This window comes from Rhodococcus koreensis (assembly GCF_900105905.1).
GTDB lineage: Bacteria > Actinomycetota > Actinomycetes > Mycobacteriales > Mycobacteriaceae > Rhodococcus_F > Rhodococcus_F koreensis.
The window spans coordinates 7,493,455-7,517,168 of sequence record NZ_FNSV01000005.1 but is presented as its reverse complement, the minus strand read 5'-3'; the positions used below and the strand labels follow the sequence as shown (position 1 = coordinate 7,517,168).

The window sequence follows — 23,714 nt, the reverse complement described above, 5'->3', positions numbered from 1 at the left end:
AACCCCACGCGTCGATCGTTCACATCCGGACATCCGTTGTCAACATGGCAGCGTGTGTCATAATGTATGCGAAGGGTAGGTAATCAATGAATCTCAATATCGGTGATATTTTCCTGTACCCGCACCATGGGTCCGTGACAGTCACAAAGCTCACGACCCGGATGTTCAACGATCTACCCACTGATTACGTGCAATTCGAAGTCGCTCAGAACGGGCTGTCCATCGAGATCCCGGTCGCGAAAGCCGAGGCCATCGGCGTTCGGAACGCGATCAACAACGATGAAGTTGGTCGAGTCTTCGACATCCTGCGTGGGCCGACGGTGGACGACCCGTCGAACTGGTCTCGTCGGTTCAAGGCCAATCAGGAAAAGCTGACCGTGGGTGGAATCTTCACGGTGAGCGAAGTCATCCGCGATCTGATGACCCGTTCACAGGAAAAGCCCCTCTCGGCCGGCGAGAAGCGGCAGCTCGAGCACGCGATGCAGCTCGTCATTTCCGAACTCGTCCTCGCGATGAAGTCCGACCCGGACGAGACTCGGCGCCGCATCGAAGCTATCTACGAATCCGCCGACTCTCCCGCGGCGGTCGCTGCAGTCTGACGACACGAAAATCGGCGGCAGCCCGGACGAGAGTTCCGGGCTGCCGCCGATGTCGTCGAGTCGGCTTGCGATCTCTCACGTCTCCAGCACAGGAGTCGAGATCAGCTGCTGCCGAACAGGTTTCCGAGTGATCCGGTTCCCGAGCCCTGCCCATAGGTGATGATGACAGTCGGTGCTGCGTCCGCCGCTGCGGTCGCGAGTGTTCCGCCCGGCGCGTAGGACGAGCCACCGCCGCCTCCGCCACCGCCGTAGTTGTCGGCGCCGCCGCCACCGCCGAACCAGCCGCCGCCACCGCCGCCACTCGCGCCTGCCGCTGCGCCTCCGATTCCGGCTTCACCCGGCGAACCGTGCGGGTCACTGCCACCGTTGCCTCCGACGCCACCAGCGACGCCGGTCGCACCGCCGCCGCCTCCCCCGCCGCCGCCCGCTTGGCCGTCGGGGCCGGTCGGGGTCAGGTTCCCTGCGCCACCGATATAGGTGTCGCCCGCGCCGCCGCCGCCTGCCGCGACGATCTGACGATCCGCCAGCTCACCCGAGCCTGTGCGAACGTCGGACGCCCCTCCTCCCCCACCGGCACCGGTGCCACCGGCTCCGCCGCCGTTGTATCCGGCCAGCCCGGTGCCGTCACCGCCGTTCCCGCCGACCTGGATGTACAGCGCGTCACCTGCGGCGACCGTCAACCGCCCGGTCGCGACAGCCGCGGCACCGCCGAGGATCTGACCACCGTTTCCACCACGTCCGCCCGTTGCCGTCACCGCCAAGCTGGTAATGCCGTCGGGGACCGTGAACGACTGCGCACTGCCGGTTGAAGTGAATGTGCAGGTCACCTGGGTTCCGATGCCTTGCACGCAGCCGACAGGCAGCGCGGCCGGCGCGGCAACCGCCAGGCTGGGGGCGAGCAGCCCCGAGGCGCCGACTACGGCGAGTCCACACATTCCGGTTGTGTACCACCGGCGCCGTGATCGAACGAGGTTTGTGGTCAAAGCAGTCTCCTGTCGCAACGCGAGCATGTGAAAGCTGGTCCGAGTGGAGCATTCCACAGCATCCGGCTTCCAGTGGGTATTCCGGTCTCCGGGTCGGCTTTCGCACAAAAGCGCCAGGTCACGGGCATGCCGGACCGCTAATCGGGACCCGCGGTATCGCAATCCGCGCTGAAAGGTCACTATGAAGGTAAGTAGAACTAATTTGTTCCTCTAGGCAACGAGGTATGCACATGAGCGACGCAGCGCCCATCGGTGACGGGATCTTCCAGATTCCGGTCCCGATTACCGACAATCCCCTTGGTCACACACTCGTCTACGCGATGGAATCGCCCGGCGGCCTGATCCTCGTCGACGCCGGCTGGGACGACGACAATGCGTGGGCAGGCCTCACCTCCGGGCTCGAGGCCATCGGGCACTCGGTCAAGGATGTCGAAGGCGTGGTCCTCACCCACTTCCACCCCGACCACACAGGTCTGTGCGGGCGGGTGCGAGAGGCCTCCGGGGCCTGGATTGCGATGCACGAATCCGATCACGAGATGTTCGAGCACATGTCGACCGGCCACGGCCCCGAGTGGCTGGACTTCCAGAAGGCCAACATGACACGGGCCGGCGCGGCCCCGGCCGATCTGGAGGCGTTCGAGAAGTCCGCGTCGGGGAAACCGCCTGCGGGTCCAGATTCGGCCCCCGACCGTGTCCTCGTCGACGACGAACTCATCGCCCTCACCGGTCGCGGCCTGCGCGCCGTCTACACCCCCGGCCACACCCCGGGCCACATCTGCTTCTATCTGGAAGACGCCGACGTGATGTTCACCGGCGACCACGTCCTGCAGAAGACGACGCCGCACGTCGGCAACTTCGTCTACCCGCTCGAGGAACGCGACGCCCTCGCCGAGTTCATGGACTCGCTGCGCCGCGTCCAGACGATGAACATCACCCGGGGGCTCGGCGCGCACGGCATCCCCATCGACGACGTCGCGGGCCGCGCCGGCGAACTCATCGAGCACCACGAAGAGCGACTCGACCACCTGTACAAGGCTTTCGGCGACGACCAGATCACCGTGTGGCAGGTCGCCGAGCGCATGAAGTGGTACAAGCCGTGGGCCGACATCTCCCCCATGGGCAAGGGCATGGCACTGTCCGAGGCAGCGGCACACCTTCGGCACCTCGTCGCCCGCGACCTCGTCGCCCAGGTACCGGACAGCGAACCCGCCGTCTTCGCCCGCCGCTGACACGTGAGCGGCAAAGCGTCCTCGGGCACGCTTTGGCACTCACGTGGGTGGGGTCATCTCCAATCGCACCCCGAGGAGCCGGACTTCCCGCTCGTGGTCGAGGCGGTCGACCAATGCTGCCGCCGCGTCGGCGATCACGTCCGGATCGAACGTCGGCTCGGGTAGTGGCTTGCTCGTCGTGTGGGTGTCGAACGGGGCGTAGCGCACCTTCAACGCCACTCGCACCGCCTTCCGGTTCTCCGCGAGGATGTCCTCCCGGACCCGGGCGGCGAGGCGTCGGATCTCCTCGGTGACGGCCTCCCGGCCAGCGAGGTTCTGCTGAAACGTCGTCTCCCGGCTGTGCGACCGCGCCACCCACGGTTCCGCGGACACCGGGGAGAGATCGATTCCGCGACCGATCCTGGCGTACCACGGACCCATAGTCGGCCCGAGCGTCGCGGCCAACTCCTGATCCGAGGCGTCGGCGAGTTCGCGCACCGTATTGATACCGAGCGCGGCAAGCTTTTTCGAGGTCTTCTTACCGATCCCCCACAGCGCATCGGTGGGGCGCTCCCCCATGACGGCGAACCAGTTCGCCTCGGTGAGCCGGTAGATGCCCTGCGGTTTGCCGAAGTCCGTCGCGATCTTGGCCCGTAACTTGTTGTCGCCGATGCCGACTGAACAGTGCAGCCCTGTTGCTTCGAGGACGGCGTCGTGGATGGTTCGGGCGAACGCCTCCGGATCATCGGTCTCGACACCGAGAAACGCTTCGTCCCAGCCCATCACCTCGACGACCACGTCCAGCTTCCGCAGGGTGTCCATCACGACCGCCGACACCTCCATGTACGCCTCGGCGTCGACAGGGAGGAACACGGCGTCGGGAATTTTCCGTGCCGCGATCCGCATCGGCATCCCGGACCCGACACCGAATTTCCGCGCCTCGTACGACGCCGTCGACACCACCGCACGCTCGGTCGGATCCCCACGACCACCCACGACGACCGGACGTCCCCGCAGCTCGGGGTGCCGCAGCACCTCGACTGCGGCGATGAACTGGTCGAGATCGACATGCAGCACCCACCGGCGACGCGGCGGAGTACTCATGGGACCAGTGTGCCCGACCCATCCGTCCGAGATCCCCGGAATCTGCGGAGATCCCGGACGGGGGCGCGGTCACCGTTCGTTGCGTTCCCGCAGGTCGTCGGCGTAATCACCGAGGTCGCGGCGGTTGAGCCTGCGAGACTTGCCGAGCTTGCGAAGCGTGGGGATGGTCTCGCGGGCTGCGACACCGATGCCGCGCCGCTTGCGCGGGGAGCAGAGCGCGCAACCGCGGTAAGTACGTGAGGGGTGGTGGGTAGGCATGCCGCCTCCGATGGTGACTCCGCGCGAAGCGAAGAGTTCAGAATACATCGGTGCCATCGGCGGGCGGTAGCAATTCGTCGGGGAACCGGTAGGAGCATCCGAGTTCACTGGTGGACCGGGTGCCCCAATTGTCCCGGAACCAGGCAACGCACGTGTTCGCGATCAGGTTTGCGTCGCGGCTGAACAGATACCCGTCCGTACAGTCTTCGAAGTGGCCGTCGAACTGCCAGATGTCGAGTGGCAGGTTCTCGGTGGAATAGTCGGCGAGCAGCAGGTGCCCGAGTTCGACGCGTGATCGGCGCAGCATCAACACACCATCGGCCAGAACCTGAATCTGCGCGCAGACGACTTCCTGGTCGTCGTCTTCACCGACGTAACTGTTCGGGCCGATCTCGACGATGAGCGCGACCGGTTGATCGACCAGCGAACCCGTCAACCACTCGACCATCCCCGCCCACGAAACCTCGGGCAACTCGGTGGAATCGACCATCGCCATCACCTTCCCTTGCTCGCGACCAACCACGACAGGGGATCGTCGAAAGCCTCCCCCTGCGTCGTATCAAAGCAGAAGGCCCCGACACATGCGGCCCGAACTCGCTCCGCTTCGACCGGTGTCGTTCACACGACCGACTCACCGCGAGAGCAGTCGTAACTATCGCACGATTCGAATACGGCTGCCCCGCTGCATGTTCGACTCTCGGGACAACAATCGGGCCCGTCGCCCACCTACATCGACAGCACCATCTGCGCGAAGAGGCGGCCCCAGACGGGGTCCATCGGCTGGTCGCGCTGGACCCAGCCCTCGACCATGGCGCCGGTGAGTTCGAGGAACGAAATCGTGGGGCGGGCGATCCAGAAGAGTTCTTCCCGGCCGACGATGGTCCCGTCGCTCGTCTGCCAGCCGAGGGCGGCGAGGCCTTCGGCGATGACGTCCCGGCGTTCGTCCGACGTGGTGCCGGCGGCGAGGGTGAGGAGCACGAGGTATCCGGCCTCCCGCTCGATGGGCTCGTCCGCCAGTGGCAGCCGGTCGAGAAGGTGTGCCCACAGCCGACCTGCATCGCTTGCCGTCGCGGAGCCGAGATTGGTGCGAATCAGTTTGCCCTTGTATTTGCGCACCAGTCCGAGGGTCTTGGCGTATTCGCGGAGCAGGTGGACCGGCCGCTGATCCGACTCGCGGTTGCTGGTGGCGGGCCAGTCGTCGAAGCCCGGCAGTTCCCGCCGCATCTCCGCCACCACGGCCGGTGGCAGGTAGCCCGCCTGGGTCAGTGTGATGCCGTCGGGACCGATGCGGTTCAGGAACCACCGCAGGTGGAATGTCGCCGCTTCGATCGTTTCGTGGATGTCGCCCAGCCGGTCGGTGAGGTGGGCGCGCTCGAGAAGCGAAAAGACTTGCGGGGCAGCTTGATGGGGGATCCGTCGCAGCAGTGCCGCGAACTTCGAATCCGTCACCGGCCCGTGGTCACGGATGACCGCTTCGATCCGCAGGCCACGGTTCACGGTGTCGACGCCGAACGATTCGGGTGCGAAGCCCGGCCCGACCCACGCCCCGGCGTCGTGATGACCGGGGTGCGACGGCGTCGCGAGGACCTTCAGCAGGTCGTCGTATCCGCCCGGTCCGCCGCAATCCTCGGGCGGGCACGCGCGGGCGCCGGCGAGGCAGGTGACGGTCGGCTCCGAGGCGTCGGTGTCGATCCGTTCGAGCACGATCGTGTGCTCCCAGCCGTCGCCGAAGTCGTACAGATAGGACAGCTGCTCCCCCGGTTCGGCGAGCACCTGATCGAGCCGCACCGCGTCCTCGCACAACTCGTCTTCCTCGTCGGCGAAACCCTCCTCGATGCTCTCGCGCATGTCGTAGCGCTCCGACGCGGGCGGCTCACCGCCGACCCACGAATGCAGGTGGCTGTCCTGCCAGCCCATGATCGTCTGCACGATCGGATGCAACTCGTGCAGCCGCAGGTTCGACGGCACCACGAATTGGCGCCAGATCGGCGGCGACACCTCGTCGAGTTCGATACGCAGGTGGTAGCCCGCGACGCGGCGGCGGCCCCGCCGTTCGGACGGCCGGACGATCACCGGCACGTCAGGAACGACGGACAGGTGTCGGCGTTTACCCGAAGCGGTCATGGCGTCATGGTAGGCGGGAGGCAGAAGTGTCCGGCACAAGTGGTGACGATAGCGTGAAGGCATGTCTGTGTCCGCACTTCTCGCAGGTCGATACCAGCTGCGGGGAGTGCTGGGCCGAGGCGGCATGGCCGACGTCCACGACGGGTGGGACCTGCGCCTCGAGCGCCCGGTCGCGATCAAGGTGCTGCGCCCCGAACTCGCGTCCGTCCCCGACACCCGCCGGCGGTTCGAGGCCGAGGCCCGGCTGGCCGCGACGTTGAACCACCCGAACGTGGTCGCGGTGCACGACTGCGGCGAGGACGCGGGAGTGGCCTACATCGTGATGGAACGCCTGCCCGGGCGAACCCTCGCCGACGAGATCGCCACCGGACCCCTACCCGACGCGCGGGTGCGGTCGATCCTTGCCGACGTGCTCGCCGCCGTCGGCGCTGCGCACGGTGCCGGGATCCTGCACCGCGACATCAAACCGGGGAACGTGCTGTTCACCGCGTCGGGCACGGTGAAGGTCGCCGACTTCGGCATCGCGAAGAGCGCGGCGTCCGACCACACGGCGACGGGACAGGTGCTGGGCACCGTGGCCTATCTCAGTCCGGATCGCATCCTGGGCACACCCGCCACGACCGCCGACGATCTGTACGCGGTCGGCGTCGTCGGCTACGAAGCCCTGGCCGGGCACCGGCCGTTCGCCGGCGACAACATCCTGTCGCTCGCCCGGGCCATCACCGACGGGGCGGCCCGACCTCTCCACGTGGTGCGTCCGGACGCCGACCCGAACCTCGTGCACACGATCGAACGTGCGATGTCCCGCGATCCGCGGCAGCGGCACGCCGACGCCCAGTCGATGCGGGCCGCCGTTCTCGGAACGCCCGTCGCACACCCGCCGCCGACGAGGGCATTCACGCCCGCCACACCCGTTCACCCGCCGGCACCCCAGCGTCGGCGACCGGGGCGGACCGGCGTGATCATCGCCGCCGTCGCCGCTCTGCTGGTGGCCGCCGCCGTGGCGGCACTGGCCATCGCGTCGCAGAATCAGAACGGCACCGTCGATCCCGGCCCGAGCACCACCGCCGTCGCCCCGCCCCCGGCGCCCGTAGCTCCCCCAAGCGGCACCGTCGACGTCGAACCCGTCGCACCGGCCCCGCCGGCCGACGCCCCGAAGACGGGTCCGGGAAACAGCAACGGCAACAACGGGAACGGCAAGACCAAGGACAAGGACAAAGACAAGGACGGCAACTGACCTGATCGGGGTCCTGCGGTCGGGTCGAGCGTGCGCCCATCAGGAGCCGCGACGCGCGTCTACCGCGGCCCGGACCGCGGGCACGACGTCGGTCGCGAACTTCCTGATCTGGTCGAGGTCGTCGCCGTCGGTGCCGAAGACGAACGTGTCCATGCCGGTCTCCACCACGAGGTTCGTCAGTTGGCTCACCCATTGCTCGGTGGTGCCGTGGAACAGCGTGTCCGACCGGCTGTCGCCCACCCGGCCGAACACGTTGTAGACGCGGACGATCGACGCCGGATCGCGGCCGGCGTCCGCAGCACCCGCGTCGATCTTCGCGTGCATGCCCGGCAGGACCTCCGGCGGGAAATAGGAACTCGACGGCACCCACCCGTCGGCGGAGCGTCCCAGCGCGCGCAGCAACCGTGGGCCGCCGACGCCGAGCCAGATGCCCATCGGGTGTGCCGGGACGGGACCGGGATGCACGCCGTCGAGGCGGTAGTGCGTGCCCTCCGATCGGACGGCCCGCTCACCCGACCACATCAGGCGGATGACCTGAACGGCCTCTTCCAGTGCCGTCGCGGCCTGCCCGGGTGTGCGGACGTCACCCCCCATCGCCCCGATCGCCTCCCAGAACGCACCCGCACCCAACGCCAGTTCGAACCGGCCTCCCGACATCGCATCGAGGCTGGCCGCGGCCTTCGCCATCACCGCCGGCGGGCGGAGCGGCAGGCACGCGACGTCGGGAAACACCCGCACCCGTTCGGTCCGCGCAAGCAGCATGCCCATCAGCGACCAGCAGTCGAGGAATTTCGCCTGGTACGGGTGATCCTGGACGCCGATCAGGTCGAGTCCGGTCTCGTCGGCGAGCGCGGCGAGTTCGAACGTGTTGGCCAGCAACTCCACCGTCGGGGTGACGAACACCCCGAACTGCGGGGTCCTGCCGTAGTCGGCCATGGTGGCGTCCCTTCTCGGATCGCTGGGCTCCCCTCGATCATCCAACACCGTGGCCGCCGGGAACACCCGGTTCGTCGCGCGGCATAGTGGGTTCATGACAGACGACACGAAAGACGCTCCCGCACCCGACGTCCGGGACGCGCCCGAACACCACCGCTTCGAAATCCGTGTCGACGACGAGCTGGCCGGGTTCACCGAATACCTGGACCACGAGAATCAGCGGATCTTCTTCCACACCGAGATCGGCGAGCAGTTCGCGGGCCGCGGCCTGGCCAGCACGCTGATCCGCAGCGCGCTGACGGAGACCGTCGGGGGCGGCAAACGGATTGTGCCGATCTGCCCGTTCGTCGCCCGCTACCTCGAGAAGCACGACGACTTCGCCAACGACGTCGACCCGGTCACCCCGGACGCGATCGAGGCGGTACGGCACCGGGAGCACTGATCAGGGTGCGCCGTCGGCAGCGCTGATCAGGGTGCGCCGTCGGCAGCGCTGATCAGGGTGCGCCGTCGGCGCCGCGAGCCTCCTCGAGCTGCCGGATGAGGGTCGCGGCGTCGTACGGTCCGGTGTGCCGGGTGAGGTCGGTGCCCGTCGCACCGAGGTAGAACGTGGGGGTCCCCCGGAAATCGCTCGACTCGGCGTCGAGTTCGTCGTCGTCGATGCGGTGACCGTACGTGCCTTTGCGGATGTCTTCCTCGAACCGGTCCATGTCGAGCCCCAACTCGGCCGCGTACCCGAAGATCTCGTCCTCGGCGAGGGCGTCGCTGTTGGCGAACAGGTGGTCGTGCATCTCCCAGAACCGGCCCTGGGCGGCCGCCGCCTCACTCGCCTGGGCGGCGAACCGGGCATGGGGATGGACGGCGTCGAGCGGGAGATGCCGGAAGACGTAGCGGAGTTCGTCCCCGAACTGTGCTCGCACGTCCCGGATGCTGCCGGTGGCCTTGCTGCAGAACGGGCATTCGAAATCGCCGTACTCGACGAGGGTGAGCGGCGCATCCACCGGCCCGCGCACGTGATCGCGGCCGGTGGCGACGGGCCGGAGCAGGGTGAGTCCGACGACCTCCGTCGGGGGGTGCACCCAGTCCGAGATCCGGAACAGCGCCCACCCGAGGACGGTGGCGATGACGGCCGCCGTCAGGACGCCGACGCGGGCGTCGTTGGCGAGCTCGGGCGAGTCGATGGCCAGGTCGACGATGAACAGCGAGATCGTGAAACCGATGCCGGCCAGCGCGCTGCCGCCGGCGATCTGCGACAGACTCAGCCCGGGTGGCAGGCTGCCGGGCCGCAGCTTCGAGAACAACGCGGTGGCCGCGGTGATGCCGACGAGCTTGCCGACCACCAGGCCGAGCACGATGCCCCACGCCAGCGGAGACCGGGCCGCCTCCGCGAGCGTCTGCCCGGTGATGACCACGCCGGCATTGGCGAGCGCGAAGATCGGGACCACGAGGAACGCGGTGTAGGGCTGGTAGAAGCGCAGCAGCCGCTCGTTGACGGACACCGCGCGCAGCACCCCGAGCTGGGCGGCGCGGGCGTAGTCGGAGTTCGGTGACTGCCGGAACGCCCGCGTGAGCTCACCTGCCCGCTCCACCTCGCTGCGCCGCGGCGGATACACGGGCAGGATCAGCGCGATCAGCACACCGGCAAGGGTGGGGTGGACGCCGGACTCGTAGAACGCGACCCATGTGCCGGCCGCGACGACGAAGTAGACCACACCCCGCCACACCTCGAGCTTGCGCAGCTTGAGGATCAGCAGCAGTCCGACGCACCCGAGCAGCAGCGGTCCGAGCCGCAGGTTGTCGGTGTAGAAGACGGCGATGATGGCGAGGGCGCCGATGTCGTCGGCGACGGCCAGGGTCAGGATGAACACGCGCAGCCGGGCGGGGCATCGGGGTCCGACGAGGGCAAGTGCGCCGAGCACGAACGCCGTGTCGGTGGAGACGACGACGCCCCACGCACTGGCCTCGTCCCCGGTGGGGTTGAGGAGCAGGAACAGGACGGCGGGCAGCGCGAGCCCCGCGATCGCGGCGAGCAGCGGCACGGCGGCGCGGGCACGGTCGGTGAGCTCGCCGATCGTCAGCTCGCGTTTCACCTCCAGCCCGACGACGAAGAAGAACAGCGTCATCAACCCGTCGTTGACCCAGTGCTTCAGGTCGAGACCGATGCTGTAGTCGCCGATCTGGATGGTCACCGGGGTGTGCCAGAACGACTCGTACGAATCACCGATGTTGGCCCACACCAACGCGAGGATCGTGGCGACGAGGAGGAAGCCGGCCGACAACTTGTCGTCGTCGGTGTCGTCGCGGATCAGGGCCAACCGCGCCGACAATCGTCGAAGTGTGGTGGGGCTGCTCTGCTCGACCGTCATCTGGTCCTCACTCACCTCCTCTGCCGCTGGTCAGCCTAACGCCGCCACGCTCGGGCCGCCCGGCGGTCCGAGCAAACTCCGATCCGGCCGCGATATCATCGCGGCATGGGGTCGAAGCGGGGTAGGAATCCGGGCCAGAAGCGGGCGGCAAAACAGCAGGCACGCCAGCGGAGGAACCGCTCGACGATTGTGCCGATGTTTCCCACTCCCGCCGTCGACCCGGCTCTTATCGACAACTTCGTCCAATGGCTGCACACGGGCGATCTCCCCGTAGACACGGATCTCTTCGCGCACCTCGTCGAGTCGACACTCACCAACCTCGCACGCGGCCGCCGCGGATTCCGCGCCACCGGCTGGCTCCCCGCGGACGCGCACAACCTGCTCGATGTCGCCGACCAAGTATCCGCAGAAGCTGCCGACGACGTCGAGGACGTCGCCATGGCGATCGTCGCCTCGGCCCTGACCTTCCTCAACTATCTCGACGAAAACCGGCTGTGGACCGGCACCGAGAACAACCTCATTCATTGCATCGAGGACCTCATCGAATTCCTCGAGCCGCAACCACCCGTCCTCCTTCCGGACGACATCACACTTCCCGCCGTGGACGTAGAAGACGAACTTCGCGCACTCACCTCGCTTCCGGTGATCACGACCCTCGTCGCACTCGTCGAATGGGTCGGCGCGGGTGCGCCCGTCACCTCCACCAAGGTGCCCAAACCCGCCTCGCTTCCCGATCTCGCTCACGCGCTGGGTATCGATCTCGCCGTCGACTCCGACGGGTTTCCGCGGGCGCGGCGCATCCGCTCGATGCGCGATGTGCCCGAACTGTTGGAATTGTGGGAAATCGCGGAAGAGATCGGTCTCATTACCGTCAACTCCACACGGGCGGTCCGCGGATCGAACGCCGAGCTGGTCACCGACCGCACAGCCCGCGCGCTACCGCTGATTCGTGCAACTGTCACCGAATACGTCCGCAGGCAACTCGTATCGACGCAATGTGATCCACTCGACCCCGCGTATCTGAGCGATATCGTGGTGATCCAGGTGATCTTGGCGGGGATGACAGAGGAGCCCACTGCCAGCTCGGAAGACGCGCCGTTCGATGACGAGCAATCGCTGATGGATGACTTCGTCTACGACCGTTTGGACACGCTGGTGGAACAGAAATGGCTGACCAGGGATGACGCGTACCGAGTTCCAGCCGCGCTGCAGCCTGCCGTCCTTCGCGCCGTCCAACTCGCGAATGCAGAAAACGAGTACGCGGCATCCGGAGGGTTGGATTCACACATTACCGTGCGGATCTCGCTGGAAGGCACGCACATTCCTGTCTGGCGTCGCATTCGACTCGATGCCGCGCTTCCGCTCGCCGCTCTCCATGACATTGTCCAGTCGGCGTTCGGGTGGGAAGACTCTCATCTCCACGAGTTCTCCGCCGGACCGGCGTACTCGGGCGGCGAAGTGTTCATTCCCGCGGCCGACATCGCGCACCGTGATGTCGTGGGTACTGCCGTCCCGGAGGAGGAGGTCGCGATCGGTTTGTTGCTCAGCTCGGTCGGCGACTGTCTCACCTACCTGTACGACTTCGGTGACGACTGGATCCACCACATCGAGGTCGAGTCGGTCGACAACCCTGCACCCGACTCCCCTGCCGCGCTCTGCCTCGATGGACACAATATGGCGCCCTACGAAGATTCCGGCGGGCCGTGGGGCTGGGCGAACAAGATCGAAGCCAGCGCTGACCCGCATCACGAGGAACACTCCGAGATCCGGGAGTGGCTCGGCCTTCGCCCAGGTCAGCAACTCGATCCGACATCGTTCGATCGAGCCCGGGTGAACAAAGCCTTGGAGACGTTGTTCGCGTAAAGGGAGCCACCCGCGTCGGTGTCCGCGCATCACGGGCGGACACCGACTCAGACGTAGTTCTCGAGAACGAACTGGGTAAATCCCTTGCGGATCAAGCGCACGGCCTGCTTCTGCCCCTGACGCAGCACGGACTTCGGCACCCACACCTTCGGTTCCACTGCCATCGTGAGCTGAACCGACGTCCCGCGCGGGGTGGGGACCAGTCGGTACTCCCCTTCCTGGCACTTCTGCTTCTCGCTCTCGAGGAGCGTCCACGACATGTGCTCGTCGCCGATCCACTTGTGCTCGGCGAGCTGAGTGTCCGAGACGCCGAGAACGGCGAGCGTCATCCGCACGGTGCGAGGGCGTCCGTCGTCGAACCGGGACTCGACGACCACCTTCTTGTGCACCGCCGACCACTCGGGGATGCGTTCGACGTCCACCAGCGCGGCCATGACCTGTTCGGGGCTCGCCTCGATCTCGAACTCGCCTGATACCGACAACGCCATCTGGTGCTTCTCCTCCTCGTTTCCGGGTGCCTAGGTGAGTGGCAATGCGTCCTCCAGCACGCTTTGCCACTCACCTGGCCTACAGTTCGGACGCGTAGCGCTCCAGCATGGCAGCAAGTTCGCCGGGGCGCGCGAGTGCCGCGAGATGTCCCGAGTCGATGACCTCCGGTGCGATACCCAACCGCTCGCGGACGATCCGCTGCATGAAGTCGAGCGGAAACAGCCGATCACGGCTGCCGGCGACGACCCGCGTCTTCACGAACGGCCACGCCTCCGCCTGCCACACCGTCCCGAACGGGGTGTCCGACATGACCGGCTCCTCATGGCTGAACGCCTCCTCGGTGACGTCGTCGGGCACGTCGTGGAAGAACAGCGCCCGCAGATCGTCGGGTGCGTCCGGATCGCGGCCCTCCAGCACGTCGAACGCCCGCTTCGCCTCCGGCTGGCCGGTGGTCTCCCACCACCGCCCCGGCGCCTCCCCCGGCGCGGGCAGCATCGGTGCCACCAGAACCAGCAGGTCGACGTCGACCTCGCCGCGCTGACAGACGATCGCCGCGGTGAACGCGGACATGGACTGCGCGACCAGCACGATCGCCCCCTCGACGTCCTCGACCGCGTCGACGACGACGTCGGCGAACTCGTACTGGCCCGCGTCGTCGTCCCCGTACGGGAGGTCGACGGCGATCACCGAGTGCCCGCTCCCCTCCAGGATCGGCGCGACGCGGTGCCAGTACCACGAGTCGGAGCCGGCGCCGGGCAGCAGAACGAAGGTTGCGGGCATCTCGACTCATCTCCTGTTCCGGGACACGAACGGTCGAGATGAGCCTAAGCGCTACGTGAGCGGGAATGCGCGTCCGAGGACACTTTGCCACTCACCTGTGGGAGTGAAACGGCAGCGCAGTCGGCGGCGATACACACCATAGATCGGACGAGTCGCTCCGATCGTGCCGGGAACGACCACACACGACAAGAACCGAGCTGACATGTTCACCAACCATCTCTTCGGCGGAATGACCGATGAGGAAATCGACATCGAAATCGCCGACGAGTTGGCGGCCTGACGTAGTTCCCCCGTACGTGAGTGGCGCCGCGCACCCCGGCACACCGCGCCGCTCACGTACGAATCGCGTTCATGCTCAGCGCCGGTCGGCCGGTTCACCCCTCCGCACGGCAGCCATCGCCAGCCGCTCGAGATCGTCCGCGGAATATCCCGGCCAGCCGTGCAGCATCCGGCGCCACCGGTCCGGGACCGCCGACGCACCCCACCGGGCACCGAGCAACCCACCCGCGATCGCCGCGGTGGTGTCGGTGTCGTTGCCCGCCCGGACGGCCCGCTCGAGGGCCAGCCGAAGGTGATGCGGCCCCGAATCGTCGGCGCCGCTGATCGCCCACCACGCCGTCTGCAGGGCGTGAACCACCCAGCCGTTCTTCGGGAAGTCGGCGGGTGTGCCGCGTTCCGCCTGGTCGAGCAGCGGTCCCCAGTACTCGCCGACCTCAGCGGGCGCCACCTGCAGGTATTCCCGGACCCCGTTGAACGTCCCGAACAGCACTGCGTGCCGGATCGCGTGGGACCACAGCCGGCACGCCTCTCCGGCGCGCTGATCGTCGTGGGTGAGAGCACCGATCTGGTACGCAGCCTCGGCGCACGCCTCGGCGTCGTCGAGATACGCCAGCGCGACCGGGGCCGTCCGCATCAGCGAACCGTTGCCGCCCTTCCTCCCCGTGATGCTGCGTGCCCGCCGCTGCATGGCGGTGGCCGAGCCGTCGCGGGCCGACAGCACGGCGCGCGTCTGATTGCCGACGTCGGGCGGGTTCGAATCGATCCACCGAACGAACTGTGCAGCAACGGCATCCAGTCCGTCATCCCGGCCGATATCCACTCCGGACGCTGCCACCTCCGCGACGGCTACGGCCATCGATGTGTCGTCGGTCCACTCCCCCGGCGCCCAGTCGAACATGCCGCCCCCGACCAAGTCGATCACCGCATCGGCCGCCGGGGTGGTGAACTCGTATCCCGCCCCGAGCGCGTCGCCCGCGGCGGTGGCAATCAATACGCCTGCGGCTCGGTCGGTCTGGCGTTCGGTCAACTCCACAAATCCCCCTTAGATCGAATTCGCTCCAATATTAGAGCACTATCGATCTAACATGCAAGACTTCTGCGTGTCGGCACGTCGGCGTAGCGTCACGTAAACACTGTCGACGGAGGAGTGCTCATGTCGGGCGAACTGTCGTTCTTCGAACTGGGTGTGGCCAACACGGAGCAGGGCCGAAAGTTCTACTCGGCGTTGTTCGGCTGGGAATTCGAATCGGGACCCGGCGGATCGGGATATTCGATCGCCACCCCGAACGTGCCGGGCGGGATCCACGGCGGCGACGAGGGCGCCGGCCCCTACGTCTTCTTCCGGGTGCCGGACCTCGACGCCGCAGTCGAGCACGTTCTGGCACTCGGCGGCACAATCGACGCCGTGGATCTGGGTGACGATCCCGAGTCGGTAGCAAAATTCGGGCGATTCAAGCTCTGCCACGACGACCAGGGGTCCGCCTTCGGTCTGCACGAACCACCCTCCGGCAACTGAATCAGCGCGCCCGGAACGAGGTTCCCGGACGCGCTGATTCGGATCGATCGGTTACGGCTCGTTCGGTGAGTCGCCCCCGCCCTCGTCACCGCTGTACATGGCCGGTTGCGGCGGTCCGTCGTACCAACTGTCCTATTGAACGCCGGAAGGCAGATGCGCACTGCCTCCCATAGGCGAATGACGCCGACAACGGTCTGTGCCCATGAACAACGTACACAACCCTCGAAAAGCGAATTTCGTGGCTGACACTTTGACGGGCGGTCGATCTCAGTTCACGACCGAGCTACACGACGGCCCACTGCCTCGTGTGAATGATCACCGCCGAATCAGGGATTGACCGTCCGGCCTTGATCGTCGTTGACCGGCGGCTGCTGCGCGGAAAGACCGTCGTCGGGGCCGTCGCACCAGTTGTCGAATTGGTTGTACGGATCGGTGCCCCACGCCGGGACGTTGTTCTCGTACGGTTCTGCCCAGTCGTCGCACCCGATCGGACCATTCTGCGGGAACCCGGGCGGCATCGGCTGAATGACATCCGGCCTGCGCACCGGCACCGCCGAGTCGAGACTGCCGCCCCAGGCGACACCGGACGCTCCCAATCCGATCGAAGCCGCGAACACTGCCACCGCGGCGACCTTCCTACCCATTCTCATGATTGCCTCCGTTGGTTTCATGGCCTCCCAGGCTGCGATACCCAGAAACCCGAAAAACAATCCTCGACGAGGGTGTTTCGTCCAGAAAATTCGACGATCAGTCGGTTTCTGGGCGGCAGCGCACGTACATCTCGGTCACCGACGTCAGCACCTGCTTGCCTGACCCGTTGAGAATCTCAGTCGCTACGGTCACCAACGCCCGCCCCCGACCGTCCTGCTTCACGTCCTCGATCAGCAGGTTCCCGGTCAGCACGTCACCCGGCCGCACCGGCCGGAGGAAGTTGACGTCGCGCATCCGGCTCCCTGCGATGACGCTCCAGCGGGCGTAGAGAGTGGTCGCCGACAGTCGCTGACACACCGCAATCGTGTGGATACCACTCGCGATGAGCCCACCGAAATAGCCCTCGTCTGCGGATTCACGGTCGATGTGGAACGACTGCGGATCCCACTGCCCCGCGAACTCGAGCACCTCCTCCTCGGTCACCGTGTACGAGCCCAGCTCGAACCTCTCGCCGACCCCGAGGTCGTCCGCATAGACGACGTCACATTTGCTGTCCACCACAAACCGTCCGATCATTCGCTCGCGCCTCCACGAACACGGAGACTCCGTCGAGGATATGACCGCACGACGGCTGCAGCGACAGCGCCCTGCCGCCGGCCGCAGAAGACGATCGTCAGTTCTCGTCGTACCGCGGCCAGCCCGGATACGGAGCAAGCGTCGGGTATGGGGCGTCGTGCGGGAGGTCCCACTTCGTGGGCCGATTCGACGGCCCGTCCGGCATCCGGTTCCGGCATTCGAGGAACGCATCTTGATTTCGTGCGCTCTTTACGTGGTCAACTACTCTCGCCTCGCCGAATACATCGGCGATCGGAGCACGTTCAGGACCTTTCGCCGATTGGATGCCGGTGCTCGAGTCTTTCATCGAAATCTCCACCGTTTCCGCCACGATATTTGTCGTTCCGACGTTGAAGAATCTTCCGTCGCCGCCCTCGCGCATCACCGAGTAGTCGCCTGTGCACACGGTCGCAAACCAACCGTGTTCGGTCGGTGTCATCCAAAGCAGATGTTGAAACTGCGTACCGACAAAGTTTCGCCTCGCCAGATCGTGGGGGTTGCCGTAGTCGGTCCGGAGACTCTCGTCCACAGCTTTCGAGAACCCCGGATATCCCGCGCCCGAGGTTAGGGCCCTGACTGTCAGGTAGTACGACTCCACGTACGCCCTGACAACTGTCGCCGCGGGGGTGAACAAGTCGATGCCGGGATCCGCCGACCAACGGTAGTTGTAGTCGATGTTGTCGGGAATGGAATACGTAGCAGAGTCAACTGCCGGCGACACGACTGGTTCTCGTGTCGGCTCGGATCCGCACGCCGACAACAAGAGAATTGCAGCGATCGTATGGATGCCCAGCCGCCTCACTGCCCGTACCTCAAGTCCTTCACCTGATCACGGCCCGCGTTCAATGCGTCAATGAAATTGCCCAGTCCCGTGATGCCCGAGTCCGTCATGTATCCGACCAAGCCGGACTGCAGCAGAGGGAGTCTCTGGTAAGGATTTTCAGCGCCAATCTCGTCGTATGAAAGCAGTGGGCCATTCTCGCCATCGCGAAACAGATCGAGCCCCTCGTACGGTTCCAGGGCCCCACCGTTCGCCGCCTGCAAACCCAACGCAATCTGGTAGTACTGATTTGCCAGCAAGGCGTTGTCGGCGAAGTCAGTGTTCGCCTGAAGTGTGCTGTCCGGTATGGAGCCCATGACCGCGCTCTTGAACGTCGGGTCGGCGAGATCGATTCCGCTCGAAATCAGAGGGCCTGCGACGGGAATGAATTCGACGCCCTTGCTGATAACTGTCCTGATCGTGTCGTAGGCAACCCCCTTGCTCTCGAAACCGGCTGCGTTCTGGGAGGTTTCGTCGCCGAGCCGGTCGGCGAACTCGAGATCGAATCCCTTGTCCACCACGCCCTGAAGATTGCCCGCCCATCCCCCGTACTGGTAGTGGGGATTCTGATGCGTCTGGCCGTCGACAGCCCATGCCTGTTCCAGTTGCGCCGACACTCCCAAGGCCTGAGCGTTGAAGTAGCCCGCCGCGTCGGCGTTGGAGTCGATCACAGAGAAGATTCGCGGCACTTCCTCCAGCCGCAAGTGCGCATGTCCCGATTCGCCGCTGAAGGCATTGGTTCCGGTAAAGGACTCGGGCACCCCCACCATATTGCCGATGTAGGGTGCGAGTGATGTGCCCAAAGCCTGCGTGATTTCGGGGTTCACCTCGCCGATGGCCTGGCATTTCATCCCGGGGATGTCGAGGAGTTCGGCGTCTTTGGCCGCGAGGATCTGTGCAAGCCCGAAGGCCGATTCGCCGGCTTGTTGCGACCGGAACATCTCTCCGGGGTCCGACGGATCGGAGGGTCTGGCGTCGCCGGCGATCCAGTCGAACATCCCGGCGACGTTCTGTTCGCCGCCCTCGGCCCAATCGCGCTGGAGCAGAGGCATGACGACGTCGTCGCGGTTGTAACTGGTCGGCATGCCTTCACCGGACAGGATGTTGTGGACGGCGACGTGATCGCGGCCACCGACCCCGATCATGTCCTGCAGGAGTGTGTCGACGCCGTCGCGGCCCAGCACGTTGTGGTCGAAGGAGTCGCCGATCAGCAGACTCTTGTCGTTGGTGGCCGACGCGATCTCGCCGGCACGGGAGAGAAGATTCTCGCTCAGCTCACTGCCCTGCTGGACGGCGGGGTCCGCGAGTCCGAACGCCTTGGTGAATCGTGCCAGGTCGTGGCCGTTGTTGACGACCATCGACTGCTGCGGGGCATCGTGCGCGCCCTTCGTGAGGTTGCCGGTCGACGTCACCGGCCCCTCGAACAGCCCACGAAGACTTTCCGGGATGTGACTCTGTCCGCCGACGTCACCGGCTGCACTGCCGACGTTGTAGTTCGACACGACGGCGAGGCCGTTGGACAGCGCGCTCGCGGCCTCCGTGCGACCGTTCTCGCTGTACTGCTCTGAGAGTGCGAGGAAGCCGTCCTTGCCGGCTGCGGTGTAGAACTGCTGGAGGAAATCCATAGTTCCCTGCGGAATGTCGGTGACCTTGCCGCCGTCGGCCAGCGTCTTCACTTGCGCGGGGGTGAGCCCGGCGGCCGCGATCTCCCGCGCAACGCGGTCACGGACGTCCTGCGGAATGTCGGAACCGCCTCGCGCGACCTGCTCGCCCAACTCGGTGCCCTCGTGCCCCGACAGGCCCGCCGACGCGGGGGCGCTCGCCGCGACGGCCCCGAGGGCGTCCCGGATCGCCGCCGCCATGTCCCGATCGGCATTGTCGAGTTCCGTCAGGGCCCCATCGAGCTGGCTGCGCCAGTATTCCGTCAGGTCGGCGTGCTCGGCGGCTTCGGCGTCACTCATCGTCTTCGGCCGACTGACGATCTGCCAGTCGTCGGAGACGGTGCATCCGTCGGTCGCCGCCTTGTCGATCACGGCGGCGACGTAGTCCCGTGCATGACCGAGGCGATCGGCCCCGCCCACCAGGGCGGTCGACAGATCCTCCAGATCGTCTGCGAGCCGACGGAATTCCGTCCGCTCGGTGTTCGCCCGCTGCTCGGCGGCCGCCTGCGACGGACCGCGCCAGTCGTCGTGGAGGCCAAGATCCGCGACGACCCGATAGACGTCCTCGGCCCGGCTTCGCGTGTCTTCGGCGGTCCGACCGATTTCCTCGCCCGCTGACCTCAGGTCCTGCGGGTTCCAGACGTGCAGTTGCGACCTCGGCGGAATCACATCTCCCCCATCGCCGACAGCTGCGAAGCGAACGCCGTGTCGGTGACGTCGTAGTTCTCGGCCCCGTCACCCGCGATGAACGCCATCTCGTCGATGCGGCTGGCTGCGACTCCGAGCGCGGACGCGAGAATGGCGCCGGCGTCCCGGCACGCGGCGGCGGTGTCGGACCCCTCGACGGCCCGGCCCGCGTCGACGAAGCTCCGCCGGTCGCCCAGCGCCTCGACCTCACGGGCGATGGCGCCGAGCGAACCGGACATCGCACGGAGCATGTCGGGGTCGACCTTGACCACCGTGACGTCCGGTCCGCCGAGCACCGGCGGCAATCCTGGGACGCTCGCCAGCGGAGGTCGCGGCACACCGGTCCCGTCCAGTGAACCGATGACACTGTCCGGCCACGTCATATCGCCCTCTGACATCGACTTCCCCCTGTTATCTGCATCGAGGTCCACCCCTGGACCCGGGCCACCGAATGCTCGGCGACCGTGGAGAGAATAGCGGACCACCCTCACACGGACGCATGACCACGACACGGTTGTGCATCGGTTGAGCGGATACGCAGATTGGGAATGGCACGAACCGGGTACCGAGACGAGATGGCCATTACAGATATCAAGGAGTACAGCCACCTCACCGAGGCGGACGTGGAGGCGCTGGGCGCGGAACTCGATGCGATCCGCGCCGACATCGAGGAGTCCCGCGGCGCCCGCGACGCGCGGTACATCGATCGGGCGATCAAGCTGCAGCGGTCGCTGGCGATTGCGGGCAGGGTCGTCCTGTTCGGCAGCCGGAAGAGACCGGCGTGGCTCCTGGGTACCGCCCTGATGGGTGCGGCGAAGATCATCGAGAACATGGAACTCGGCCACAATGTCATTCACGGCCAATGGGATTGGATGAACGACCCCGAGATCCACTCGTCGAATTGGGAGTGGGACAACACGTGCCCGTCCTCGGGGTGGAAGCACTCCCACAACTACGTGCACCACAAGTTCACCAATATCGTGGGACTCGACAGCGACGTCGGCTACGGGATTCTGCGGATGACCCGCGACCAGAAGTGGTCGCCGGTGTACCTGGCGCAGCCGTTCTACAACGTGCTGCTGGCGTTGCTGTTCGAGTGGGGTGTCGCGCTGCACCACCTGGACGTGGAGAGTATCCGGCGCGGCGACTACGACCGCGCCGAAACCCTACGCAACGCGAAGGAGGTGGGACGGAAGATCGCGCGGCAGGTCGGCAAGGACTACGTGGTGTTCCCGGCGCTGACCGGCCCGGCGTGGAAGAGCACCCTCACGGCGAACATCACGGCCAACGTGATCCGGAACCTGTGGGCCTACGGTGTCATCTTCTGCGGCCACTTCCCGGACGGTGCCGAGAAGTTCACCGAGGAGGAGTTCGACCAGGAGACGAAGGCCGAGTGGTATCTGCGCCAGATGCTGGGCTCGGCGAACTTCCACGCGGGCCCGGTGCTCGCGTTCATGAGCGGCAATCTCTGCTACCAGATCGAGCACCACGCGTTCCCGGATCTCCCCAGCAACCGCTACGCCGAGATCGGCGTGAAAATGCGGGCACTGTGCGACAAGTACGACCTCCCGTACACGACGGGTTCCCTCCCCCACCAGTACGGACTCACCCTGCGCACCATCTTCAAACTCGCCCTGCCGAACCGCTTCCTGTCGGCGTCCGCGGACGACGCACCGGAGACGGCGTCGGAACTGCGCTTCCGCATCCGGGGTGGGATGAAGGAAGTGTTCGGGGTCGACCCTGCGACCGGTAAGCGGCGCGGGCTGCGCACGGCGCTGGCGATGATCCGCAACTGACCCGGACGCCCGCGCGTACCGGAAGCGTTGCACCGGATCTGATCGAACAGGATCACCTGGGCAGCAACGGTTCCCACCACCGCAACACAAGCAAGAAACGGCTATCGCGGCGATAGCCGCTGAGCCGGAGAAGTTCCTTGACGCTGCCGTGCGCCGACACCAGGATCAGTGAGACCGTCGTCACAAATCCCTTGATGTGTGGAGGTAACCTATGGCGTCACCTGTTCCCACTCCCGAATTCCCTATGCGCAGGACTTGCCCGTTCTCCGCACCTGCCGAGTACCGCGAACTGCGAGATACTCAACCGGTTGCGCAGGTGAACCTTTGGGATGGCCGTTCGGCCTGGTTATTGACGCGCTACGACGACATCCGTTCGATCCTGCGGTCATCCTCGATCAGTTCGCAGACGAGAAGACCCAACTTTCCCTTCCTGTCCGCGTCCGATCAGGCAGCCAAGATGCAGGACGAATCCCTCCAACGGATGGACGGACCAGAGCACAGCCGACGGCGCCGACTACTGATCCCCTTCTTTACCGTTCATCGGATCGAGGCATTGCGGCCGACTGTGACGAAGTTGGTACGGGAACTCCTGGAGAACCTGGTCACCAAGACTCCGCCTGTCGACTTCTTCACCGAGTTCTCCCTGGTCGTGCCGTCGACAGTCGCATGCGAACTACTCGGCGTCCCCTATCAGGATCACGAATTCTTCCAGGAGAAGAGTGCGATACGGATCTCACGCACAGCCACCCCCACCGAAATCACGGAGGCCACCGACGAACTGCTCGACTACCTCGGCGGACTGCTCGACGCGCGCAGTGTCGACCCCCGCGACGACGTCATGACCTTCTTGGCGGACCATGTGACCAACGGTGATCTGACCCGCGAAGATGCGTTGATGGACGCGAATCTTCTCCTCCTCGGCGGCCATGAAACCACCGCCAACGTGATCACCCTGGGAACGATGGCGCTACTCGAGAATCCAGACCAGCTGGCGCGAATCACCTCCGGCGAGGTCACCGTCACCAACGCCATCGAGGAACTTCTCCGCGTCACGTCGGTCACGCACAGCAATGCGATGCGCCTGGCGCTCGAAGACATCGAGGTCGGCGGTCGAACGATTCCGGCGGGCGACGGCTTCATTGCGGCGGTGTCCGCGGCGAACTGGGACGAGTCCATCTTCCCGAATCCGGAGGTACTCGATGTCGGCCGGCCGGAAGCCCGCCAGCACATGGCCTTCGGGTACGGCGTTCATCAGTGCCTCGGGCAGGCTCTCGCGCGTATGGAACTCGAAGTTGTGATCGAGGCCGTGTTCGACGTCATTCCCAGTCTCCGGTCGGCACAGCCGATCGAACAGCTCAGATTCAAGGATGATTCAGCGTTCTATGGGGTCCACGAATTCCCGGTTACCTGGTAGCGAGCGAACCACACAGACAACTCATGGTGCGGGTTTCACCTGCCGGGTGAGCCCGTGAGGAAGTTCGATGGCAAGGAGCGGTTGTGATTCGGGTGTCGGTAGACAACACGAAGTGTATTGCGGCGGGACTCTGCGTCGGGCGTGAGCCGGGCATCTTCGATCAGAACGACGACGACGGTCTGGTGTTCGTTCTTCGGGAGAACGTCCTCCCCGGCGAGCAAGAGGGGGTGATCGAATCGGAACGTATCTGTCCATCCGGAGCCATTGTGGTGCACACGGATTGATCACGGTGCCCGATCGATGGGTGGAAAGCAGGCTTCACAGTGCGCAA

At 65.9% G+C, this 23,714-nt stretch carries 25 protein-coding genes; 10 read left to right on the top strand and 15 right to left on the bottom strand.

Annotated features, from left to right (window positions below; genetic code table 11):
• Nucleotides 1-86 precede the first annotated feature (86 nt).
• Nucleotides 87-599 (top strand): CarD family transcriptional regulator, encoded by a 513-nt coding sequence (locus BLV94_RS38785; RefSeq protein WP_072944195.1) that lies wholly within the window; start codon nt 87-89, stop codon nt 597-599.
• Between the two features lie 101 nt (nt 600-700).
• On the opposite strand, the gene BLV94_RS38780 is transcribed toward BLV94_RS38785, so the two are convergent.
• Nucleotides 701-1,534, bottom strand: a complete 834-nt coding sequence (locus tag BLV94_RS38780; protein WP_244163752.1) for a glycine-rich protein — start codon at nt 1,532-1,534, stop codon at nt 701-703.
• Nucleotides 1,535-1,812: 278 nt separating this feature from the next.
• Here BLV94_RS38780 and BLV94_RS38775 point away from each other — a divergent pair, with 278 nt between their 5' ends.
• A complete protein-coding gene (locus BLV94_RS38775) occupies nt 1,813-2,811 on the top strand; it encodes an MBL fold metallo-hydrolase (protein ID WP_072944288.1) in 999 nt (332 codons plus the stop codon).
• Nucleotides 2,812-2,850: 39 nt separating this feature from the next.
• Here BLV94_RS38775 and BLV94_RS38770 read toward each other — a convergent pair whose 3' ends face one another.
• The 4 genes from BLV94_RS38770 to BLV94_RS38755 form a co-directional block, all read right to left on the bottom strand.
• Complete coding sequence (locus BLV94_RS38770) at nt 2,851-3,894, bottom strand: DNA polymerase IV (RefSeq protein WP_072944194.1); 1,044 nt, start codon at nt 3,892-3,894, stop codon at nt 2,851-2,853.
• A 69-nt stretch (nt 3,895-3,963) separates the two neighbouring features.
• Nucleotides 3,964-4,152: a hypothetical protein gene (locus BLV94_RS38765; protein ID WP_072944287.1), complete on the bottom strand. Its 189-nt coding sequence runs from the start codon at nt 4,150-4,152 to the stop codon at nt 3,964-3,966.
• A 37-nt stretch (nt 4,153-4,189) separates the two neighbouring features.
• Nucleotides 4,190-4,642, bottom strand: coding sequence for a hypothetical protein (locus BLV94_RS38760; RefSeq protein ID WP_072944285.1), 453 nt, complete (start codon nt 4,640-4,642; stop codon nt 4,190-4,192).
• A gap of 236 nt (nt 4,643-4,878) precedes the next feature.
• Entirely contained in the window at nt 4,879-6,276 is a 1,398-nt protein-coding gene (locus BLV94_RS38755; protein ID WP_072944192.1) for a plasmid pRiA4b ORF-3 family protein, read from the bottom strand.
• 61 nt (nt 6,277-6,337) lie between these two features.
• Between BLV94_RS38755 and BLV94_RS38750 the strand changes: the two genes are divergently transcribed.
• Nucleotides 6,338-7,513: a serine/threonine-protein kinase gene (locus BLV94_RS38750; RefSeq protein ID WP_072944191.1), complete on the top strand. Its 1,176-nt coding sequence runs from the start codon at nt 6,338-6,340 to the stop codon at nt 7,511-7,513.
• A 39-nt stretch (nt 7,514-7,552) separates the two neighbouring features.
• Here the strand turns inward: BLV94_RS38750 and BLV94_RS38745 are convergent, their stop codons facing one another.
• Nucleotides 7,553-8,449, bottom strand: a complete 897-nt coding sequence (locus BLV94_RS38745; protein WP_072944189.1) for an LLM class flavin-dependent oxidoreductase — start codon at nt 8,447-8,449, stop codon at nt 7,553-7,555.
• A gap of 94 nt (nt 8,450-8,543) precedes the next feature.
• Between BLV94_RS38745 and BLV94_RS38740 the strand changes: the two genes are divergently transcribed.
• Nucleotides 8,544-8,891, top strand: coding sequence for a GNAT family N-acetyltransferase (locus tag BLV94_RS38740; RefSeq protein ID WP_072944283.1), 348 nt, complete (start codon nt 8,544-8,546; stop codon nt 8,889-8,891).
• Between the two features lie 52 nt (nt 8,892-8,943).
• On the opposite strand, the gene nhaA is transcribed toward BLV94_RS38740, so the two are convergent.
• The gene (gene nhaA, locus BLV94_RS38735; protein ID WP_072944188.1) at nt 8,944-10,812 is read right to left on the bottom strand and encodes a Na+/H+ antiporter NhaA; all 1,869 of its coding nucleotides are present in this window, start codon (nt 10,810-10,812) and stop codon (nt 8,944-8,946) included.
• Between the two features lie 195 nt (nt 10,813-11,007).
• Here nhaA and BLV94_RS38730 point away from each other — a divergent pair, with 195 nt between their 5' ends.
• Complete coding sequence (locus BLV94_RS38730; protein WP_244163751.1) at nt 11,008-12,675, top strand: plasmid pRiA4b ORF-3 family protein; 1,668 nt, start codon at nt 11,008-11,010, stop codon at nt 12,673-12,675.
• A 47-nt stretch (nt 12,676-12,722) separates the two neighbouring features.
• On the opposite strand, the gene BLV94_RS38725 is transcribed toward BLV94_RS38730, so the two are convergent.
• The 3 genes from BLV94_RS38725 to BLV94_RS38715 all read right to left on the bottom strand — a co-directional run bounded on the left by BLV94_RS38725 (nt 12,723) and on the right by BLV94_RS38715 (nt 15,256).
• Nucleotides 12,723-13,163, bottom strand: a complete 441-nt coding sequence (locus tag BLV94_RS38725) for an SRPBCC family protein (protein ID WP_072944185.1) — start codon at nt 13,161-13,163, stop codon at nt 12,723-12,725.
• Nucleotides 13,164-13,242: 79 nt separating this feature from the next.
• Complete coding sequence (locus BLV94_RS38720) at nt 13,243-13,944, bottom strand: alpha/beta fold hydrolase (RefSeq protein ID WP_072944183.1); 702 nt, start codon at nt 13,942-13,944, stop codon at nt 13,243-13,245.
• A 355-nt stretch (nt 13,945-14,299) separates the two neighbouring features.
• The gene (locus tag BLV94_RS38715; protein WP_072944182.1) at nt 14,300-15,256 is read right to left on the bottom strand and encodes an ADP-ribosylglycohydrolase family protein; all 957 of its coding nucleotides are present in this window, start codon (nt 15,254-15,256) and stop codon (nt 14,300-14,302) included.
• 120 nt (nt 15,257-15,376) lie between these two features.
• On the opposite strand from BLV94_RS38715, the gene BLV94_RS38710 reads away from it, so the two are divergent.
• Entirely contained in the window at nt 15,377-15,739 is a 363-nt protein-coding gene (locus BLV94_RS38710; protein WP_072944180.1) for a VOC family protein, read from the top strand.
• A 326-nt stretch (nt 15,740-16,065) separates the two neighbouring features.
• Here BLV94_RS38710 and BLV94_RS38705 read toward each other — a convergent pair whose 3' ends face one another.
• From BLV94_RS38705 to BLV94_RS38690, 4 genes are all read right to left on the bottom strand, one after another.
• The gene (locus tag BLV94_RS38705; protein WP_072944178.1) at nt 16,066-16,389 is read right to left on the bottom strand and encodes a hypothetical protein; all 324 of its coding nucleotides are present in this window, start codon (nt 16,387-16,389) and stop codon (nt 16,066-16,068) included.
• A 97-nt stretch (nt 16,390-16,486) separates the two neighbouring features.
• On the bottom strand, nt 16,487-16,966 hold the full coding sequence (locus BLV94_RS38700) for a MaoC/PaaZ C-terminal domain-containing protein (RefSeq protein ID WP_072944176.1): 480 nt from the start codon (nt 16,964-16,966) through the stop codon (nt 16,487-16,489).
• Nucleotides 16,967-17,063: 97 nt separating this feature from the next.
• Nucleotides 17,064-17,807: a hypothetical protein gene (locus BLV94_RS38695; RefSeq protein ID WP_072944175.1), complete on the bottom strand. Its 744-nt coding sequence runs from the start codon at nt 17,805-17,807 to the stop codon at nt 17,064-17,066.
• Nucleotides 17,804-19,600 (bottom strand): TPR repeat domain-containing protein, encoded by a 1,797-nt coding sequence (locus BLV94_RS38690; RefSeq protein WP_244163750.1) that lies wholly within the window; start codon nt 19,598-19,600, stop codon nt 17,804-17,806. Before BLV94_RS38690 ends, BLV94_RS38695 begins: the two co-directional genes overlap by 4 nt.
• Nucleotides 19,601-19,879: 279 nt before the next feature.
• On the opposite strand from BLV94_RS38690, the gene BLV94_RS51150 reads away from it, so the two are divergent.
• The gene (locus tag BLV94_RS51150) at nt 19,880-20,104 is read left to right on the top strand and encodes a hypothetical protein (RefSeq protein WP_244163749.1); all 225 of its coding nucleotides are present in this window, start codon (nt 19,880-19,882) and stop codon (nt 20,102-20,104) included.
• Nucleotides 20,105-20,151: 47 nt separating this feature from the next.
• Here BLV94_RS51150 and BLV94_RS38685 read toward each other — a convergent pair whose 3' ends face one another.
• Nucleotides 20,152-20,556: a WXG100 family type VII secretion target gene (locus tag BLV94_RS38685; RefSeq protein WP_072944171.1), complete on the bottom strand. Its 405-nt coding sequence runs from the start codon at nt 20,554-20,556 to the stop codon at nt 20,152-20,154.
• A gap of 192 nt (nt 20,557-20,748) precedes the next feature.
• Between BLV94_RS38685 and BLV94_RS38680 the strand changes: the two genes are divergently transcribed.
• From BLV94_RS38680 to BLV94_RS38670, 3 genes are all read left to right on the top strand, one after another.
• Entirely contained in the window at nt 20,749-21,969 is a 1,221-nt protein-coding gene (locus BLV94_RS38680) for a fatty acid desaturase family protein (protein WP_072944170.1), read from the top strand.
• A gap of 565 nt (nt 21,970-22,534) precedes the next feature.
• Nucleotides 22,535-23,383, top strand: a complete 849-nt coding sequence (locus BLV94_RS38675; protein WP_208613725.1) for a cytochrome P450 — start codon at nt 22,535-22,537, stop codon at nt 23,381-23,383.
• Nucleotides 23,384-23,466: 83 nt separating this feature from the next.
• Nucleotides 23,467-23,667 (top strand): ferredoxin, encoded by a 201-nt coding sequence (locus BLV94_RS38670; protein ID WP_244163747.1) that lies wholly within the window; start codon nt 23,467-23,469, stop codon nt 23,665-23,667.
• Nucleotides 23,668-23,714 lie beyond the last annotated feature (47 nt).

Coding starts and splice junctions, on each gene's coding strand:
- BLV94_RS38745 (WP_072944189.1), bottom strand. CDS start 8,449: ATGGCCGACTACGGCAGGACCCCGCAGTTCGGGGTGTTCGTCACCCCG.
- BLV94_RS38785 (WP_072944195.1), top strand. CDS start 87: ATGAATCTCAATATCGGTGATATTTTCCTGTACCCGCACCATGGGTCC.
- BLV94_RS38705 (WP_072944178.1), bottom strand. CDS start 16,389: ATGAGAATGGGTAGGAAGGTCGCCGCGGTGGCAGTGTTCGCGGCTTCG.
- BLV94_RS38780 (WP_244163752.1), bottom strand. CDS start 1,534: ATGTGTGGACTCGCCGTAGTCGGCGCCTCGGGGCTGCTCGCCCCCAGC.
- BLV94_RS38685 (WP_072944171.1), bottom strand. CDS start 20,556: ATGACGTGGCCGGACAGTGTCATCGGTTCACTGGACGGGACCGGTGTG.
- BLV94_RS38730 (WP_244163751.1), top strand. CDS start 11,008: ATGTTTCCCACTCCCGCCGTCGACCCGGCTCTTATCGACAACTTCGTC.
- BLV94_RS38720 (WP_072944183.1), bottom strand. CDS start 13,944: ATGCCCGCAACCTTCGTTCTGCTGCCCGGCGCCGGCTCCGACTCGTGG.
- nhaA (WP_072944188.1), bottom strand. CDS start 10,812: ATGACGGTCGAGCAGAGCAGCCCCACCACACTTCGACGATTGTCGGCG.
- BLV94_RS51150 (WP_244163749.1), top strand. CDS start 19,880: ATGACCGAGGCGATCGGCCCCGCCCACCAGGGCGGTCGACAGATCCTC.
- BLV94_RS38760 (WP_072944285.1), bottom strand. CDS start 4,642: ATGGTCGATTCCACCGAGTTGCCCGAGGTTTCGTGGGCGGGGATGGTC.
- BLV94_RS38770 (WP_072944194.1), bottom strand. CDS start 3,894: ATGAGTACTCCGCCGCGTCGCCGGTGGGTGCTGCATGTCGATCTCGAC.
- BLV94_RS38700 (WP_072944176.1), bottom strand. CDS start 16,966: ATGATCGGACGGTTTGTGGTGGACAGCAAATGTGACGTCGTCTATGCG.
- BLV94_RS38725 (WP_072944185.1), bottom strand. CDS start 13,163: ATGGCGTTGTCGGTATCAGGCGAGTTCGAGATCGAGGCGAGCCCCGAA.
- BLV94_RS38765 (WP_072944287.1), bottom strand. CDS start 4,152: ATGCCTACCCACCACCCCTCACGTACTTACCGCGGTTGCGCGCTCTGC.
- BLV94_RS38755 (WP_072944192.1), bottom strand. CDS start 6,276: ATGACCGCTTCGGGTAAACGCCGACACCTGTCCGTCGTTCCTGACGTG.
- BLV94_RS38680 (WP_072944170.1), top strand. CDS start 20,749: ATGGCCATTACAGATATCAAGGAGTACAGCCACCTCACCGAGGCGGAC.
- BLV94_RS38710 (WP_072944180.1), top strand. CDS start 15,377: ATGTCGGGCGAACTGTCGTTCTTCGAACTGGGTGTGGCCAACACGGAG.
- BLV94_RS38775 (WP_072944288.1), top strand. CDS start 1,813: ATGAGCGACGCAGCGCCCATCGGTGACGGGATCTTCCAGATTCCGGTC.
- BLV94_RS38750 (WP_072944191.1), top strand. CDS start 6,338: ATGTCTGTGTCCGCACTTCTCGCAGGTCGATACCAGCTGCGGGGAGTG.
- BLV94_RS38740 (WP_072944283.1), top strand. CDS start 8,544: ATGACAGACGACACGAAAGACGCTCCCGCACCCGACGTCCGGGACGCG.